An 18,318-nucleotide genomic window follows, 5' to 3' on the forward strand; every position below is an offset into this window, starting at 1 on the left:
TAAAAGTTATAATTGCACAGTCTCAGCGGCGGATAATTGCTCGAAATTTTTGCGGAGCTCATCGGTTTCAACGATTTGCTTCCAAGGATCGGTCGTTAAGCTGAGCGTCTTCTCAATGCGCGACTTCAAGGCAAGACGATCTTCAGGATTTTGCAGCGCAATCTTTACATAATCGAGTCCAACACGTTCGATCCATTGTGCGGTACGTTCATTCCATTGCGCATTTTCGCGATAAAGCTGCAAGTAGGCGGAGGACCATTCCATTACCTCTTCCTCGGTTTTGACGATGCAGAGCAGGTCTGTTGCGCGAACCTTTACCCCGCCGTTGCCGCCGACGTGAAGCTCCCAGCCTCCATCTATGGCGACTACGCCAAAATCTTTAATGGTTGCTTCCGCGCAATTTCGCGGACAACCGGACACGGCAAGCTTAACTTTAGCTGGCGCATTTAGACGCTCGAACGCTTTTTCCAATTTGATGCCCATGCCGATTGCGTCCTGCGTGCCGAAGCGGCAGAAGGTCGAGCCGACGCATGTTTTTACCGTACGCAGCGTTTTTCCGTAAGCGTGGCCGGATGGCATATCAAGCTCTTCCCATATTTTCGGAAGATCCTCTTTCTTGACGCCGAGCAGGTCGAGCCGCTGCCCGCCAGTAAATTTAACCATCGGAACGTCGTATTTCTCGGCGACCTCGGCGATTTTTTTCAAATCGGCTGGGGAGGTTACGCCGCCGTAAATACGCGGAACGACGGAGTATGTGCCGTCCTTCTGAATGTTGGCATGGTAGCGTTCATTGGTAATCCGTGATTCGTTCTCGTCAACGTATTCCTCCGGATTGATCATGCCGAGGTAATAGTTAAGCGCCGGACGGCATTTCGAGCAGCCCTCTGGATTATGCCAGCCGAGTACGTTCATGACTTCTTTAGTGGAATTAAGATTCATCCTTGTTATTTCTGCGACGATCTCATCCCGGTTAAGCGTCGTACAGCCGCAAATGCCTTCCTTGACCGGCTCGCCTACCGCATCGCCGGCATATATTTGAAGCAGTCCTTCAACTAGCGGCTTACAGCCGCCGCAGGAAGCGGAAGCTTTCGTGCAGGACTTGATGGCGCCAACCGTGTTGCAGCCCTTATTCGTAATCGCCTCGCCAATCGTACCCTTGGATACGCCGTTGCAGCCGCAGATGATTTCATCATCGGCCATCGCCTCTAGTCTGTTGCCGCCCGAGGATTTGCCAAGCATATCGGATGAGATGCCGAGCAGCAGCTCCTTCTCGCGGCCTTCTACCGATTCGCCTTTCTTAATCGAAGCGAATAATTCTGCACCATCTGAGGTGTCGCCGAATAGTACAGCGCCAATCAGCTTGCCATCCTGAATGACGATTTTTTTGTACGTGCCTGCCAAATCGTCTTGGATCTTCAATGCGCGAGTGGTTGGCGATTCATCAAAATGTCCAGCGGAGAATACGTCTACGCCAGATACTTTAAGCTTCGTTGAGGTGACGGACCCTGCATAGCCAGCCGTTTCCACACCAGCCAGATGCTTAGCAAGCACGGCGCCTTGCTCATACAGCGGAGCAACGAGACCGTATGCAATCCCGCGATGCTCAGCGCATTCGCCGACAGCATAAATGTCAGGCACGCTCGTTTGCATGAAATCATCGATGACAATGCCGCGGTTTACTTCAAGGCCTGTTGCCTTAGCGAGCTCAACGTTCGGCTTAATGCCGACGGCCATCACGACCAAATCGCCATCTACCTCGGTGCCATCCGTGAAGACGAGCCCGGAAGCGCGGCGTTTGCCTTTAATGGAAGCTGTGCTTTTTTTCAATAAAAATTGCATCCCTTGCGCTTCCAGCTCGCGCTGCAGCATTTTGGATGCTGCTTCATCCAATTGCCTCTCCATCAGGTAGCTGTGAATATGGACGACATTGACTTCCATTCCGAGATGGAGAAGGCCGCGAGCGGCTTCGAGTCCGAGCAGGCCGCCGCCAATGACGACTGCTTTCTTATATTTTTTGGATGCATCGATCATCACTTCGCAATCATGGATGTCGCGGAAGGCGATAACGCCTTCCTTGTCTGCGCCGGGGAGCGGCAGCATAAAAGGATTGGAGCCAGTCGCCACAATGATCGAATCATAGTCAACCTCAATGCCTTGGTGGGAGATTACCTTTTTGCGGTCCATGTCAATTTTGGTTACTTTGTGGCCGGTGTAAAGGGTGATGTTATTTTCTTTGTACCAATCCCAGTCGTTAATGACGATTTCTTGCATGTCTGCGCCGCCTGCGAGGACGGAAGAGAGCATAATTCGATTATAGTTAGGATGCGGCTCAGCGCCGAAAATTGTAATATCGTAGCTGTCTGGTGAAAGCTTCAGTAGATGCTCGATTGCTCGAACCCCCGCCATGCCGTTGCCGATTAGAATTAGTTTCTTTTTCGTTGTATTCATTGTAATTCTCTCCTCTCAATCTCTGTCTAAGCAAAAATAATAAAAGCCTGCCTTCGATCCAAGAGAAAACGTACGTCTCCCTTGAAAACGAAAGCAGGCTTCTTTGCCGCTCCAAACGAATACATCGTTGTACTCGTGAATGATATGTTTTTGTTATCGTAAATATACAATGAGATTAGAAGCTATGTCAATATACTTAACATCAAATGGGTGAAAAACTTGGGTGATGACAATTTCATGTTTTGTATGTTATATATAATCACAAAGACATCGACTTGTGCACTGTTAACAAATGAAGTCGAATAGGAGGGGGCACTTCTACATGCGTTCATTGTTGGTGATCGATCAACGTGCAGCAAGCGAGGTACCGGTGGCGGACCCTCAATCGAATCAGCTTTCCAAGAAGCATACTCCAAAATTTTTGCTTGAGACCTATGGGTATCATGTCATTCGTGCAGGTGATGAGAATAAGGCTGTGCTGCAAATGAACAGTGCAGATGCCGTTATTCTTCACTTGCCTCTTAATGAAGTGAAACAATGGGGAACGAAGCTGTTGAAGCAAAAAACGGTGCCGATGCTCTGGTGGTGCAGCGCTGCGACAGCATCCTTGTCAGCCGCATTTTGCGAGGACGACGTACCTGTGGATGGCGTGCTGACCCCTTCGATGAGCGAGCAAGAACTGCACTGGGCGCTGCATTTTGGATCTAAGCAATGCTTCGAGAGGCTGCAATGGATAAACGAGCGCAAGCAGCTGGAAGGACGTCTTGAGGAGCGGAAGTGGATTGATATGGCAAAGGGGATTTTGTGCAAAATTAAAAACATTTCCGAAGCGGAAGCCTACGACGTGCTGCGGAAGCAGGCGATGAATGAGCGCAAGCGTATGGTTGATGTAGCGACATCGATTGTAAAGGTATATCAAATCCTTCAGGATCAAAAATAAGGGGGCGATGCGATGATGATCAACCTGTTAAAGGAAGTCGGCCGTGGAAAAAGAGGAGCGCGTGACCTCGGGTATGATGAGGCGTTGCAAGCGGCCAATGCAATTTTAGAATTAAAGGCGACCCCAGCGCAAATCGGCGCTTTTTTTATCGCTGAGCGAATAAAGATGGAAAGCGTTGAAGAAATTGAGGCCTTTGTAGCCGTCTGTCGCAAGCATGCTCATCGCGTACCTATTCAACAAGGACTCGATTGCGCTGGCCCCTATGACGGTCGGAAAAAATCATTTTACGCTACATTTCCTACTGCGTTTCTTCTTGCGGCCGCCGGGCTTCCCATTACGCTGCACTCAGCGGCATCCTTGCCTCCAAAATGGGGAATAACGCTGCATGATTTGTTGAAGGAAGCAGGCATTGATGCTGAACGCTTATCGAGCGAACAGATTGTTCAAGCGGCTTCGGGTACCGGCGTGCTGTACGTTCCGGCAGAGGAATGGTGTCCGCCTCTTAAGGCGCTGCGCTCCATTCGTATTGAGCTCGGTATGCGGACCGTACTGAATACGGCCGAGAAGCTCATTGATTACGCCCATTCCCCTTATTTGATATTCGGGGTTTTTCATAATACGGTGTTTGAGCGAATGGCGAAGCTAGCCAGCAACTTGGCATACAAAAAAGCGCTCATCGTACAGGGGATGGAGGGCTCCGAGGATTTGTTCATCGAGAGGCCGACCCGCACCTATTACGTAGAAAATGGAGAGTCGCATCTGAATATCATCGATCCGGACACCTATGGCTTAGAAACGCCAGTGCCGGAAATCGATTGGACGCCTGCAGGGCAGCTGCGCGTATCGGAATACGTCCTGCAAGGACGCGGCCATATCGCTTTCGTCAATCAAGTGCTGCTTAATGCGGCCGTGAGGTTGCAATTGGCAGAGAAGGTCGACTCCATTGAGGAAGGGTTGTATATTTGCAAGGATTTGCTCGATAATGGCGCCCCATGGGAGCTTTATCGCAAATGGCAAAGCGCGATGCGAAGCGAAACATCGCTGCCTTGTCGCATGACGTAGCGGCGAGAATCGAAACGTCATTGCCTTGTCGGATGGCCTAGCGGCGAGAAGCGGGGAACGATCGCCCGGCATAGCCTGCTTACTCTGAACTTAATATGACGAAAGAAAACGAGCCGTAGAATCGCTTTTATGGCTCGTTTGGCGTCCTGCTAGAGCTGTGAAGACTATAGAATCCTTAAATGATTTCGTGAAGATAACGGGAGATTTTCCAGTTAGTATGACTTTCAGACGCTTGAATCACAGCTACAGCAATAAGTGCCTCTGAGAAAATAATAGGAGCATCGATTTGCGCCTGAATTTCCGTGCAAGGAGGATCAACTTCGAAAACGTTCACCCTTGCAAATTGCGGGCAATTCATTCCTATGTGGTTTATCCATGGTTCACTCTTCTAAAACTCTGTTAACATCCGTTATCGGGTGGTCCGATTGTTGACTCGCTTGCTTTTGGCCGCTATCCGGAAGGGCAGGAAAGAGGAGATAAACGGCGTGTTGAACTCCCAGTTGAAGAGTAAGGCTGTAAGCTCGAGCTTGATCGACAAATAGTACAGATACTCCTTCAGGCTTCCGCATCTATACCGGTAACCCAATACATGGGTACTTTCCGTGATCATCTTCAGTCGGAGAAGCCTCGTCATATCTTCCTTCGTAACGGGGGTTGGGCTATTCCTTAAATTACGAATCAGCATGCTAAGGATGGACCCAACATGATAGGCTGCCATATCTTTTTTATAATGACTATAGGCATATATACCGAACTCCTCGGAAATCCGCTTCCTTAACTCATGTTGCAAAATCAAGCTCTTCTCCAAATAAGGCTTATAGGGAGAGCTCATTAAGCTATCTAAATTGTCGACGGTGTAAAAATATAACGAATCCGGAAGCGCATAGACACGCTGTGCGGACAATAGGGCTTCCATATGAAAAATGGTATCCTCGCCGATCGCAAGTCCCTCATGGAATTGAATGCCGCTGCCTTCAAGCGACTCCCGAAGAAATAAGCTTCGCCAATTAAAGCACAAATCGTTATTCGAATGAACAGCCGGTGCGCTTAATATAAAGTCCTTCCCGTTCATCGGCGTATGGAGCCTGTAATGTGGAGAAACGTTTAGCCCAGAGGGCACAGTCTCGTAGCCGCTGATTACGACGTCGCAACGATGCTCCTCCGCTGTGGCATAAAGCTTAACGAAAAACATCTCGTTGATTTCATCGTCGGCATCCAGGAAGGCGACGTACTTGCCGCTTGCTGCCTTGAGGCCAGCGTTTTTAGCGGAACTCGTTCCGCCGTTAGGCTTGTGAAGCACTTTTATTCTAGCATCTATGGCAGCGAGCTCTTCGCAAATAACACCGCTCTGATCGGTGGAGCCGTCATTGACTAGCAGCAGCTCTAGATTTTGGAAGGGCTGATTTAGGATTCGTTTTACGGAGCGGAGCAACCATTTTTCAGCATTAAAGATGGGTATGATTACACTAATGGCGTAGTCCAAACGCTTCACCTCAGCTATGATCAATAATTGAAGCGCTGCCAAGCTCAGCTTCAAAATCATCATACCATATTCGTTATAAAGAACGAATCGTTATTTTGCAGATCGTATTTAGAGCCAATATTTAAGCTTGGAAGGCTAATCTTTTCCGTGGTAATATAAGGATGTTGCGCGATTTGAAGTAAAAAGTTGAGGGTGAATAGTCATGAAATATTTGAATTTTAACCATTTGCTTCAAAAGATCGGCGCACTAGTATAGTCTAGAGATGGCTTTGAGGCATTTGGAAGGAAGGGAACTTCCTTACTTAGCTGTTCAGCATTGATAGTAAAGGAAACAGGAAAAGGGGGATATGATGTCATTTGTAAATCGGTTGCGATGGTTTTTTAAGGATCGATGGGGGAGTTATCTATTAGCCGTTAGCATCATGGCAATTGTCAGCCTGCTGTCTACGGTACCGCCTAATCTCATTGGGAGAACGGTCGATCATATAGATAAAGGGCAGCTCACTTCGGCGGACTTGTCACAGACGGTGCTGCTGCTTGTCGGGTTGTCGCTGCTGCTCTACGTCATGGTTTATATTTGGATTACGACGCTGTTTGGCAATTCGGCGCTTGTCGAGAAGGTGCTGAGAGGCCGGCTGCTTGCGAATTTGACGCGGATGACGCCTGCTTTCTTTCAGCGCAACAGCACGGGGCAACTAATGGCGCTCGCAACAAATGATATTTTGGCAATCGGACAAACGGCGGGCTACGGCGTCATGACTCTCGTCAATACGCTCGTTGGCGCTTCGGTTGTCGTTATTATGATGATTTCGCTCGTAAGCTATAAATTGATGATTGCTGCTCTCATACCGCTGCCCTTGCTGGCGGTCGTGATTAGCAAGCTTGGCAAAAAAGTGCGAACAAGATTTCTGGATGCGCAGGCCTCCTTCGGTAAAATGAACGATCACGCGCTGGAATCGATCTCCGGCATTCGCGTTATCCGCTCGTACGTGCAGGAGAACGATGATCTCACGGCATTCGATAAAGTGACCTCTGATGTAATGTTCAAAAACAAACGGGTATCGATTCTAAATGCATTGTTCCAGCCGATCATTTCGTTGATTGTTGGCGTGAGCTATTCGATCGGTATCGGCTATGGCTCTTATCTCGTTTTTCAAGACGAAATTTCACTCGGACAGCTGATTTCGTTCAATATATATTTAGGCATGCTTATATGGCCGATGATCTCCTTCGGCGAGTTTATTAACGTCCTGCAGCGCGGAAGCGCATCGGCTGATCGTTTGGATACGGCGCTCACGCAAAAGCCTGATCTGGATGACACGGACAAGCCGGTCGCGATCACAGTCCCTGCAAGCATAGAGATGAAGCAGCTTACTTTTACTTATCCTACAGCTATTCATGCCAGCTTGGTCGACGTATCTTTTCGGCTTGAGCGAGGCCAGACGCTTGGTGTTGTGGGCAAGACTGGAAGCGGAAAGAGCACGCTGCTGAAGCAGCTGCTTCGCCAATATCCACTGGATCAGGAGCAGCTTTACATAGCGGGCGTACCTGTAGAGCGAATCACCATTGATCAGATGCGACGCTGGATTGCGTATGTTCCGCAGGAGCATCTGCTCCTATCCAAAACGATTAGAGAAAATATCGCGCTTGGCAAGCCGAATGCGACGCATGAAGAAATTGCGCGCGCGGTCGAAATGGCCTCTTTTACGGAGGATATTGCGATGATGCCTGAGGGACTTGAGACCATCGTTGGTGAAAATGGCGTCATGCTGTCAGGCGGCCAGAAGCAGCGTTTGGCGATTGCACGGGCGCTGCTCGTCGATTCCGAAATATTGCTGCTGGACGATTCGCTGTCGGCGGTTGATGCGCGGACCGAGAGCCGGATCCTTCATCACATTCGCTTGGAGCGCGAGGGGAAGACAACTTTTATCAACACTCATCGTCTATCGGCGGTTAGTCATGCGGATTGGATCATCGTGCTGAACGAAGGCAGAATTGTCGAGGAAGGCACGCATGAGGAGCTGATGCTGTTCGGAGGCTGGTATAAGGAACAGTGGGAACGGCAGCAAATGGAAGCTAGCTTGGAAGAATAAGGAGGCTGTTGCATGCCAAAGCAATCTACGGCGAGAAGACTATTCCAATATGCTCTCGTCTATAAATTCAAAATTATCGGCGCGCTGCTTATTCTTTGCTGCGCGGTAGGCGCTGAGCTTGGCGGACCTTTTATTATAAAAACAATAATTGATAAGCATTTATCGGCCGGAGGCAGCGAATTGGCGCCTGTTCTCTGGCTGCTTGCGCTTTATATGGGATTGCTGCTCGTTGCGAGCATCGGCAATTTCTCGCAATCGTATATTTTGCAATCGACGGCGCTGCAAATTATCAAAAACATGCGTATGGATCTCATGCGCCATATTCAGCGGATTCCGCTGCGCTATTTTGACAATACGCCTATTGGTCAAATTGTATCGAGAATAGCGAACGACACGGAGGCTGTGCGGGACTTATTCATGAGCTTCATGGCGACCTTTGTAGTCAGCTTCGTGCAGCTAATCGGGATATTTACGGCGCTGTTTATTTTGGATGTGCGTCTGGCGATGTTCTGCTTGCTCCTGCCTCCGCTTTTTGCGCTCATTATGGTCATCCATTTGAAGTATTCCAAGCGTTACATTACGATCATGCGAGCGCGGCTTAGCGATATGAATGCGATGATCAATGAATCGATTGTCGTTATGCCGATTATTCAAGCGTTTCGGCGCGAGAAGGTGACGCTGGATGAATTCGAGATGCTGAACGAGGACCGATACGTCAATCAGATCAAACAGTTTAGAGTGTTCTCTTTGTCCTCGAGAAACATTGTAGGCACGATTGGCAGCCTGGTGACGGCGCTAGTTATTTGGTATTTTGGCCACGCGTCGCTGGAAACTTCCATTATGTTCGGGGTGTTTTACGCCTTTATTGACTATCTGGGGCGTATCTTTCAGCCGATTATCGGAATTTTCGATCAGTTGACGAATGCTCAGCGTGCTTTCGTATCTGCCGAGAAGGTGTTTGCAATACTCGATATGGAGGGCATGGAGGTCGAGGAGGTCGCAGCGGTGAAGCGGCCAGAGGGCGTCGTGAAATTCGATCATGTAACCTTCGCGTACAAAAAGGGTGAAAACGTACTGGAGCAAATTTCGTTTGAAGCGCGCAAGGGTGAGACGGTTGCTTTGGTAGGCCATACCGGTTCGGGGAAAAGCTCGATTATGAACCTATTGCTGGGCTTTTACGAGCCGGATCAAGGCGTTATATCGATTGATGGGCGCGATATTTCGGAATATTCGAAGCAGGCGCTGCGCAAACATATGGGCATCGTGCTGCAGGATCCGTATTTATTTGCCGGCGATATTAAATTCAACGTCAGCCTTTACAATAAGGACATTTCCATCGATCGTGTAAAAAGCGTGCTGAAGGATGTTGGCGCCGCGCCATTCATCGAGCAGCTGCCGAATGGCTATGATGAGCTGGTAGTCGAACGCGGGAGCACATTGTCATCTGGACAACGTCAGCTTATTTCCTTCGCTAGAGCACTAGCTTTCGACCCATCGATTCTCATTTTGGATGAGGCTACGGCGAGCATAGACAGCGAGACTGAGGGGCTAATTCAGCAAGCGCTGCGGGTTGTCAGCCAAGGGCGGACGACGCTGGTTATTGCGCATAGGCTGTCTACTATTCGTGAGGCTGATCAAATTCTCGTCTTGCATCGCGGAGAGATTGTCGAACGGGGCAATCATGATGCGTTGATGGCGCTCGGCGGCAGATATTACAAAATGTATCAGCTGCAAAAGGGCGAGAAGGCCTCAGCGGAAACGGTAAGCATGTAGAAAAATTAATAATCTTGTTCTAGTAACAAATCTAAAGTGCCATGCACATGACGAATGTTGTCATGTATATGGCACTTTTTGTTATATTTTTTAGGTTTTAATACCCGTTTTTTCATTACATTGTACCAATTGACAGGAAAAATGTTCCACAGTATACTCTTCAATATATTATATGTCAGTTTACATCACATTTATAAAGGCGGCTCCAATAGCTTTTGGGCCCAAAGCTATATTCCCCTTCCTTCTTTAATGCAAAATCTGCTTTCGGATGTCATGCATGTATTGGAGCAAGGGGATTTTTATTGCTGCCATCGAACGAATGTGCATGTTTACTAGAACTTAATTTCACAATGATGTTCTGATTACAATTTTTAACTACTCTATTTGAGATATGTATTGCTTATTAATACCATTTATGGTCTTTGGGAGGAGAAGGTTGGAATGCAGAAATTGGTTATAAGAATAAAGAGACAAGCCTGCATGATTTTAGCGGCTCTTCTAGTGGTTACCGGTACATTCGGTAGCTTGGGAAGCCCTGTTCAGGCGACGCCTGCGGGGGACAATATCGTTATCTCTCAGGTTTATGGCGGTGGGGGGAACTCCGGGGCAGTATGGAAAAATGATTTTATTGAATTGTATAATCCGACTAATGCGGATGTGAGTTTGGATGGTTGGAAGGTAAGGTATGCAAGTAAAACCGGAAATTTGCCAACAGATGTTACAGCTACTGTAACTAGTTCAACGTATTTAAACGGTACAATTAAATCTAAAGGCTACTACCTCATTCAACAATCGGCTGGTAATGGCGGAACTACGAGCCTGCCGGCACCTGATGCCACCGGATCAATAACAGTGAGCAGTTCGGAAGGGAAGGTAGAGCTGGTCAGCAAATCGGGGGCGAGAGTCGATTTCGTTGGTTTTGGAGCGGCTAGCGAATTCGAAACGGCTCCAACAGCAGCCCTAAATAACACGAACGCAGCCATTCGTAAAGCTGCTGACAATGCACCAATTGACAGCCGCGGCAAAGATACGGATGTCAATTCTGCAGATTTCGAAGTGGGCACTCCAGCCCCGCGCAATTCCACATATGGAGCGGTTGTTGCAGGCGTGGAGCCTATAACGGCAGATGTAGCGCCAGGAGCGGTTCAACCCGGCACTATTATTAATCTCTCGACATCAACGGTTGGAGCAAGCGTGTACTACAGCGTATACGGCTCAGGCGATACGCAGGTTGCTCCTGAAAACTTTACTTTGTATCAGCCTGGCGTGACATCTATTGCAATAAACGCGCCAAAGACGGTACATGCCTATGCGAAAAAAGACGGGCTGGTAAACAGTGCATTACGTGAGTTTTCATATAGCGTTGTAGCGAACCCGATTACGATCGCGGCAGCTCGGGCTTCTGCATCTGGCACAAACGTAAAGCTTAGCGGTACAGTAACACACCGTGCGGATTCAAACGAGTACGTCAATTTATTCGTTCAGGACGCAAATAACGGAATTGTCGTTAGAGCGCTGAACTCAGTTTCCGCTCAGCCGGGGGATACTATCGAGGCTTTCGGAAAACTTACCCCGTTCGCGGGACTAGTCCAATTGATCGCGAATGTCGAAGATGTGAAGGTGACGGGCTCAGTCGCTCTCCCTGCGCCAATAGTTGTAGATTCTACAAGCTTTGGCAAAACGATTGAGAACCAGAACAAATTCGAAGGCCGTTTCGTGCAACTGAAAAATATTAAGGTTGAAAGTGTGGCTGGAGGCGTCGTTACGGCAACGGATGCTGTCAGCGCAGGTAAAGTTATTATTTATTCCTCTGATGCTTCATTTGTCGCGGGAAAAACGTTTGAGCAGGTTACAGGCGTCATGACTTACCATTCCAGCGTAGGACTTGAACTGCTGCCGCGCAATACGCTCGATATTGTTGAGAAAAAGCTGGCTGTTCAAGCGAGCATTCCTTCGGGCGGCATCAACGTTGGAGGTTCGGTATATTTAAGCTCGCTTGCTGAGGGCGGTGTCATTCGTTACACGACAAATGGGACCACTCCGACAGCAACGACGGGAACGCAATATAGTGGTCCAATTGTTGTTAATGCGGATACAATCATTAAAGCCGTTGTTACAGCCGGCGGGGTGACAAGTGAAGTATCAACCTTCATATATAAGGTATTAGAAAATACAGATGGTATTGCGATCAATAAAATTCAAGGCGAGACGCATAGATCGATCTACAATAATGTTAAAGTTACGAACGTAACAGGCATTATCACTTCGGTCAGTGCGAATTCCTTCTACATGCAGGCACCGAATGACAAGCAGGACAGCAATCCGAACACTTCCGAGGCTATTCAAGTTTTCAAGAATACCCATGGTCTAGCCGTAAAGGATTCTGTATATGTGTCCGGTACGGTGCAGGAATTTGGCAACAGTCCATCTCTAACCGTAACACAAATTAATGCAACGACGATTGGTAAGCAATCCAGCAATAATACGCTTCCTTCCACCACATTGCTTGGGACAGGCGGACGCATCATTCCTAATTTGATTGATACGGACAGCTTCGCCCAATTTAATCCGAATGTCGATGCTATCGACTTTTTCGAGAGCTTGGAGAGCATGCTGGTTGAAGTGAATCAACCTACGATAACGGGACCTTATGCAAATGCAGTAATACCGGTTACGTTTGCCAATGGCACGAATAATCCGGTAAAAACGGCCTTCGGCGGCGTTGTTTTGCAAGGCAACGGTATCAATTCGGTAGAGAGCAGCCTGAATCCGCAAAAGCTGTTTGTAGGCGTTTCAGAGCCTGCAGGCACAAAAATTAAAACAGGCGATGCTTTTGAAGGCAATCTCGTGGGCGTCATTCAATACGCAGGCGATCTCTATAAGCTGATACCTACGCAGGCTTTGCCTTCAATTAAACGCAGCAACAATACTCCGAAAGTAACGACTATTGTTCCGAATGAAGACAAGCTGACAATTGGTACATTTAATGTGGAAAACTTCAGCGCCGGCGATACAGCGAAAGCTGACAAAATCGCGAGCATTATCGTAACGAACATGAAGCAGCCGGACATTATCGGTTTAATGGAGGTTCAAGATAATGACGGCAATAAGATTACTGGCAATACGGATGCTTCCCAAAGCTTCAAGACTCTCATCGACGCCATTACTGCGAAAGGCGGCGCAACTTACAAATTCACCGATATTGCTCCGGAAAATAATATGGACGGCGGCGAACCTGACGGCAATATCCGAGTTGGCTTCTTATACAAAGCAGATCGCGTAAAGCTTGCATCAGGCAAAAAAGGAAGTTCCAACACTTTCGTTAAAGTGGACGGAATTGGAGGCTTGACGCAAAATCCAGGCCGCATTGGTTCTACGGATGCTGCTACCTTCGCTTCATCCCGTAAACCGCTCGTTGCTGAATTTCTCTTTAAAGGGAAACGTGTAGTCGCGATAGCGAACCATTTTAATTCCAAAGGCGGAGACGGCAAGCCATGGGGCGGCGTTCAGCCGGTTGTACGCAGCAGTGAAGTGCAGCGCGCCAAACAAGCGGATACTGTAAACAGCTTCGTTAAGGATTTGACGGCTAAAGATCCTGAGGCTAGCGTAATCGTGTTAGGAGACTTTAATGATTTCCAATTCTCCGGTACGCTGAATAAGCTGCGGGGTGCGGAATTAACGAACCTTGTCGACAAGCTGGATGTATCGGAACGCTACTCCTACATCTACGACGGCAACTCGCAAACGCTTGATCATATTCTAGTAGACAATAAAATTGGAACAAATGCTGTTATTGATATTGTTCACGTCAATGCTGATTTCTCGACAGAACAGGGCAGGGTGAGCGATCATGATCCGCTTCTTGCACAGCTAGATCTTTCAACTAAGAAAGATGCGGAATTCGCTATGACGATTATGCATACCAATGATACACATGGCAATCTAGCGAATGTAGCAAAAAGATATACTGCGGTTGAACAGGTTCGAAGTGAAACAGCTAAATCGATCCTTCTTGATGCTGGTGATGTGTTCTCGGGTACATTGTACTTTACTAAATATTTAGGCCTGGCTGATCTAGAATTTATGAATAAGATGAAGTACGATGCCATGGTATTCGGCAACCATGAATTCGATAAAGGTCCGTTAGTGTTGGCTAATTTTGTGAAAAATGCCAAATTCCCGCTCGTTAGCTCCAATATTGATTTCAGCAAGGAGCCAGAACTGAGTGGATTGCTAGCCGAGCAAGCGGTTGGTAAAGAAGCAGAAGCTGGAAAGATTTATAAATCTATCATTCTTGAGGTTGGCGAAGATAAAACGAAGGTTGGCGTATTTGGACTTACAACTGAGGATACGAAGTTCCTTGCCTCGCCTGGCGAGAACATCGTATTTGAGAACTACATCGCTAAAGCGAAGGAAACAGTCAAATCGCTCCAAGACAAGGGCATTAACAAAATCATTGCAATAACACATCTTGGTCATACATTTGATCTCATATTAGCTGATCAGGTTGCTGGTATCGATGTGGTCGTTGGCGGACACAGCCATACGAAAGTCGATGCTCCAAAGGTAATCCATGCAAATGGTGAGCCAACACTTGTTGTACAGGCCGAGGAATATAACAGATATCTAGGTCGATTGGAAGTAAAATTCAATCAAGCTGGCGTGTTAACGAAATGGAATGGAAAGCTGCTGGATATTGCAACTTTTGCAGCAGATCCAGTAGTGACAACAATGCTTGAGCCTTACAATATTGGAATTGCTGATATTAAAAATCAAGTTATCGGCAAGACAAATGTGGTTTTAGAAGGCGGCAACCCTCCTTCTCGTATTAAGGAAACCAATCTTGCAAATCTAATGACGGACGGCATGGTTTCTAAAGTAAAAAGCTTTGTTAACAGCAATCCAGAGTTAAAGAAATTAGATGTAAAAGGGTTTGTAGCCATTCAGAATGGTGGCGGCATTCGTAAGTCTATTTCCGTAACCGCAGTAGGCAAAAAGGATGGTGACATAACATTAGGAGAGCTGTTGGAGGTCATGCCATTCGGCAATAACTTGACATCGCTTCGCATGACGGGTCAGGAAATTGTTGAAGCGTTAGAGAACGGCGTGAGCGGAATCGAGACTACTCAAGGCCGCTTCCCGCAAGTATCCGGCATTCGCTACTACTATGATTCCTTGAAGCAGGCAGAGGTGCTGGATGCGAGCGGCAAGCTGGTGAAAGCGGGCAGCCGTATCGTCAAGGTCGAAATTAAAAATGATAACGGCAGCTACAGCCCGATCGATTTGAATGCTTATTATTTTGTAGCAACGAATTCCTTTATGGCAAATGGCGGCGACTTCTACCGCTCGATGAAGAAAGCGAAGGATGCTGGTCGTCAGTATGAGATGAACCTGGTTGACTACGAGGTATTCATCGAGCACATTAAGAAGCTTGGCACCATCAATACGGGTATTGAAGGTCGTATTATCGATCTGAAAGGAAGCTCGCTTCCGAGCGAGGAGATTTCAAATCCAGATTCAGATTCAGATCCAAATCCAAATCCAAATCCAAATCCAAAACCTACACCAACGCCGACTCCATCACCGACACCGACACCAACCCCAGGTGGCAATGGAGGTCCGGCAGTCGAATTTAAAGACGTAGGCAAACATTGGGCGGCTAAAGCGATTGAAGAGGCTGTGAAGATTGGTTTTGTTAAGGGATATGATGACGGCACTTTCCATCCGGGAGACAAAGCAACAAGAGCACAGTTCATTACGATGGTCGGAAGAGCGCTGAAGCTTGAATCGACAGGTGGCAAGCTGAATTTTGCGGATGCGGGTCAAGTGCCTGCCTGGGCAAGCTCCTTCTTTGCACAGCTTATCGAGGATAAGATCATCTCAGGGTATGAGGATAATACGCTTCGACCATCAAATCCATTAACAAGAACAGAAATGACAGTCATTATGGTTCGCGCACTCGGCATTAAAGTTGATCCGAATGCAAAGACAACTTTTACTGATATAAGCAAAATACCGGTATGGGCTCGGCCATATATCGCTGCAGCACAAGCTGCAGGTCTTGTTGGGGGAATGGGCGGCAACCAATTTGCTCCGCAAGAGAATGCAACAAGGGCACAGGTTGTGACACTGATTTTGGCGGCGCTAAAGTATGATAAGAACAAAGGCTAATCAATAAGTACAAACGTCTCAGTCCACTTTGTTACGAGTGGATTGGGACGTTTTATTTTTACAGTGGAAAGGGGATAGGGGTTTTCATTGTAATTTTGTTAAGGCTTTGTTATATATAAGTGGGACGTATTCCATTCAAGCGTTTCGGCTCGCCTCTATCAGGATTAGCAGCCGTTTACGCTTTAGACATATATAGAAAGAGTTGAGCATGGATGGCAGATGATCGATTGGACGATAAGCTGAGCAAAATGATTGATGCTGCAAGGCTTTATTATGAATTAAATTATAATCAGGAAGAAATCGCGCAGAAGCTTGGCGTGTCGCGTCCGACTATATCTAGGTTTCTCCAGCAGGCGAAGGATGAGGGCTACGTTCAAATTAAGATCGTTTCACCTAACGACAATAACGATGTGCTTGCTGAGCGGCTGGAATCAAAGTTTCGGCTTAAAAAAGCAGTCATCGTATCAGTGCCGCAATTCGAGGATAGCATCGTAAAAAGGTATATTGGCGAAGCGGCAGCGACCTATTTGTATGATACGGTGAAGGATGGCGATATTATCGCTACGACATGGGGGACAACGCTTTTCCAAATGGCTACTCAGCTTAAGGATAAGCCGGTCCGGGATGTGAAGGTCGTGCAATTAAATGGCGGGGTCAGTCATTCGGAGACCAATACATACGCCTATGAGATCGTTCATTTGTTCGGTAAGGCATTCCATACAATTCCATACTTCATCCCGCTGCCGGCACTTGTCGATCACGAGGTTGTGAAGCAAACGATTGAGTCGGATCGACATATTCGCAATATTTTGGAGCTAGGGAAGATGTCTAATATCGCCGTTGTAACGGTTGGAACACCAACTGATGATTCTGTATTAATTAGAGCGAACTATTTTACGGATACGGATCTGGACATTATTCGGGAGAAGGCAGCCGGGGACATTTGCTCGCGCTACATTGATACGGCTGGCGCTATATGCTCGGAGGAGCTAAATCGGCGCACGATTGGCATTAGTCTTGATGAGCTTAGGCGTAAGGAGCAGTCGATACTTGTAGCGGGCGGAGCGAAGAAGGTGAACGGCATTTATGGCGCGCTTCGCGGAGGCTATACGAATGTGCTGATCACGGATCAATTTACGGCAAGATATTTACTGGAACGTGATATGTAGAATAGGGCGAGAGAGACCATTGTCCGCTAAAAAGTGAAGCTGAACGCACGATACCCTCTTGATATAGAACTCTGCGAGCATTAAGACATCCCATTGCATAAAATGCAACAGAAACCTGACATGACAGCCGATTTGAACCGCTACGTTGCAGAAATGCATCAGAATCGGCTGATAATGAGCGGAGTGAGGCGTAAATGGCTGATTCTGTTGCAGTAAGTGCAGCGTAGCAGGCAATGCATTGCTAAAATAGATTTTCTGTTGCAGAGAGTGCAACGTAGGCGAGGCTCACCTTTCTCAAGCAGGGAGCTTTTGGGACAGCCTTATCGAATTGGCGTATCAGGAACGTCAAAAGGCAGCTGTAAGAACGCATATGCTCTTACAGCCAACAAATCAAGTGTGTTGGGGAGCCGTAAGCGCACATATGCGCTTATTGCATCGAATTGGCGTATCAGAAACGTCAAAAGGCAGCTGTAAGAACGTATATGCTCTTACAGCCAACAAATCAAGTGTGTTGGTGAGCCGTAAGCGCACATATGCGCTTATTGCATCGAATCGGCGTATCAGAAACGTCAAAAGGCAGCTTTTAGCACATATGTGCCAAATGAACGCGTCGCGACTCGATGTCAAGCCGCTTGCGCTTGTTGCCCTTCATCCGAACGCAAGTCTCAGAAGCAGGATCATCGCTTGCTGTTACAATAGACTTCACATCAAAAGCTGTGCGTAACTGGCGGAGCATGGGGAACCATGAGGAAGCGCATAGAATCATTAGCCGTGAGCCTGGTCAAAGGTAAGGGGACATTCCCCTTGCCTTTTTAAGTTTTTCGACAACCATTCGAAGGAGCTGGGGTAGAGGATGACGGAGAAACTCATTTTGGACGGAATACGTGTGGCAGATGCGATTAAAGAGCAGTTGAAGGCAAGAGTAGAGTCGCTTGGCGTTAAGGGGATCGTCCCTTGCTTAGCTGCGAAAATGGTTATAGCCAAAAACGATAAGCAATATTCACTTTAATCCCATTTATTGGAGTATGGGACGAGGCCTGCGGATGCTATAATTACATAGCCTCTCGGAATTAGATGGGGGATTCCAGTGGTGATGCCAGAATAGTTATGAAATGGCGCTGGAAAATATGGAAGATGAAAACCAGTTTCAAAAAAGGCCAGACTCCACCAATTTTCCAA

9 protein-coding genes and 1 riboswitch are annotated in these 18,318 nt (G+C 47.5%); of the genes, 7 read left to right on the forward strand and 2 right to left on the reverse strand.

Features of this window, described 5'->3' with window-relative positions; all coding sequences use genetic code 11:
• Positions 1 to 6: 6 nt before the first annotated feature.
• A complete protein-coding gene (gene nirB / locus AC2TDN_RS21680; protein WP_484690163.1) occupies positions 7 to 2,448 on the reverse strand; it encodes a nitrite reductase large subunit NirB in 2,442 nt (813 codons plus the stop codon).
• Between the two features lie 322 nt (positions 2,449 to 2,770).
• On the opposite strand from nirB, the gene AC2TDN_RS21685 reads away from it, so the two are divergent.
• Both AC2TDN_RS21685 and AC2TDN_RS21690 read left to right on the forward strand, forming a co-directional pair.
• On the forward strand, positions 2,771 to 3,388 hold the full coding sequence (locus AC2TDN_RS21685) for an ANTAR domain-containing response regulator (RefSeq protein ID WP_482068697.1): 618 nt from the start codon (positions 2,771 to 2,773) through the stop codon (positions 3,386 to 3,388).
• A 15-nt stretch (positions 3,389 to 3,403) separates the two neighbouring features.
• Positions 3,404 to 4,450, forward strand: a complete 1,047-nt coding sequence (locus tag AC2TDN_RS21690; protein WP_484690170.1) for an anthranilate phosphoribosyltransferase — start codon at positions 3,404 to 3,406, stop codon at positions 4,448 to 4,450.
• A gap of 409 nt (positions 4,451 to 4,859) precedes the next feature.
• Here the strand turns inward: AC2TDN_RS21690 and AC2TDN_RS21695 are convergent, their stop codons facing one another.
• The gene (locus AC2TDN_RS21695) at positions 4,860 to 5,987 is read right to left on the reverse strand and encodes a glycosyltransferase family 2 protein (RefSeq protein WP_484690164.1); all 1,128 of its coding nucleotides are present in this window, start codon (positions 5,985 to 5,987) and stop codon (positions 4,860 to 4,862) included.
• A gap of 296 nt (positions 5,988 to 6,283) precedes the next feature.
• On the opposite strand from AC2TDN_RS21695, the gene AC2TDN_RS21700 reads away from it, so the two are divergent.
• The 5 genes from AC2TDN_RS21700 to AC2TDN_RS21720 all read left to right on the forward strand — a co-directional run bounded on the left by AC2TDN_RS21700 (position 6,284) and on the right by AC2TDN_RS21720 (position 18,148).
• Positions 6,284 to 8,026: an ABC transporter ATP-binding protein gene (locus tag AC2TDN_RS21700; RefSeq protein ID WP_484690171.1), complete on the forward strand. Its 1,743-nt coding sequence runs from the start codon at positions 6,284 to 6,286 to the stop codon at positions 8,024 to 8,026.
• A gap of 12 nt (positions 8,027 to 8,038) precedes the next feature.
• Positions 8,039 to 9,799 (forward strand): ABC transporter ATP-binding protein, encoded by a 1,761-nt coding sequence (locus AC2TDN_RS21705; RefSeq protein WP_484690165.1) that lies wholly within the window; start codon positions 8,039 to 8,041, stop codon positions 9,797 to 9,799.
• 441 nt (positions 9,800 to 10,240) lie between these two features.
• Positions 10,241 to 15,970, forward strand: a complete 5,730-nt coding sequence (locus tag AC2TDN_RS21710) for an S-layer homology domain-containing protein (protein ID WP_484690166.1) — start codon at positions 10,241 to 10,243, stop codon at positions 15,968 to 15,970.
• A gap of 212 nt (positions 15,971 to 16,182) precedes the next feature.
• A complete protein-coding gene (deoR, locus tag AC2TDN_RS21715; protein WP_484690167.1) occupies positions 16,183 to 17,139 on the forward strand; it encodes a DNA-binding transcriptional repressor DeoR in 957 nt (318 codons plus the stop codon).
• Between the two features lie 710 nt (positions 17,140 to 17,849).
• A riboswitch (ZMP/ZTP riboswitch) is annotated at positions 17,850 to 17,929 on the forward strand.
• Positions 17,930 to 17,992: 63 nt separating this feature from the next.
• Entirely contained in the window at positions 17,993 to 18,148 is a 156-nt protein-coding gene (locus AC2TDN_RS21720) for a hypothetical protein (protein ID WP_484690168.1), read from the forward strand.
• Positions 18,149 to 18,318 lie beyond the last annotated feature (170 nt).

The organism is Paenibacillus sp. Y660, from assembly GCF_057221575.1.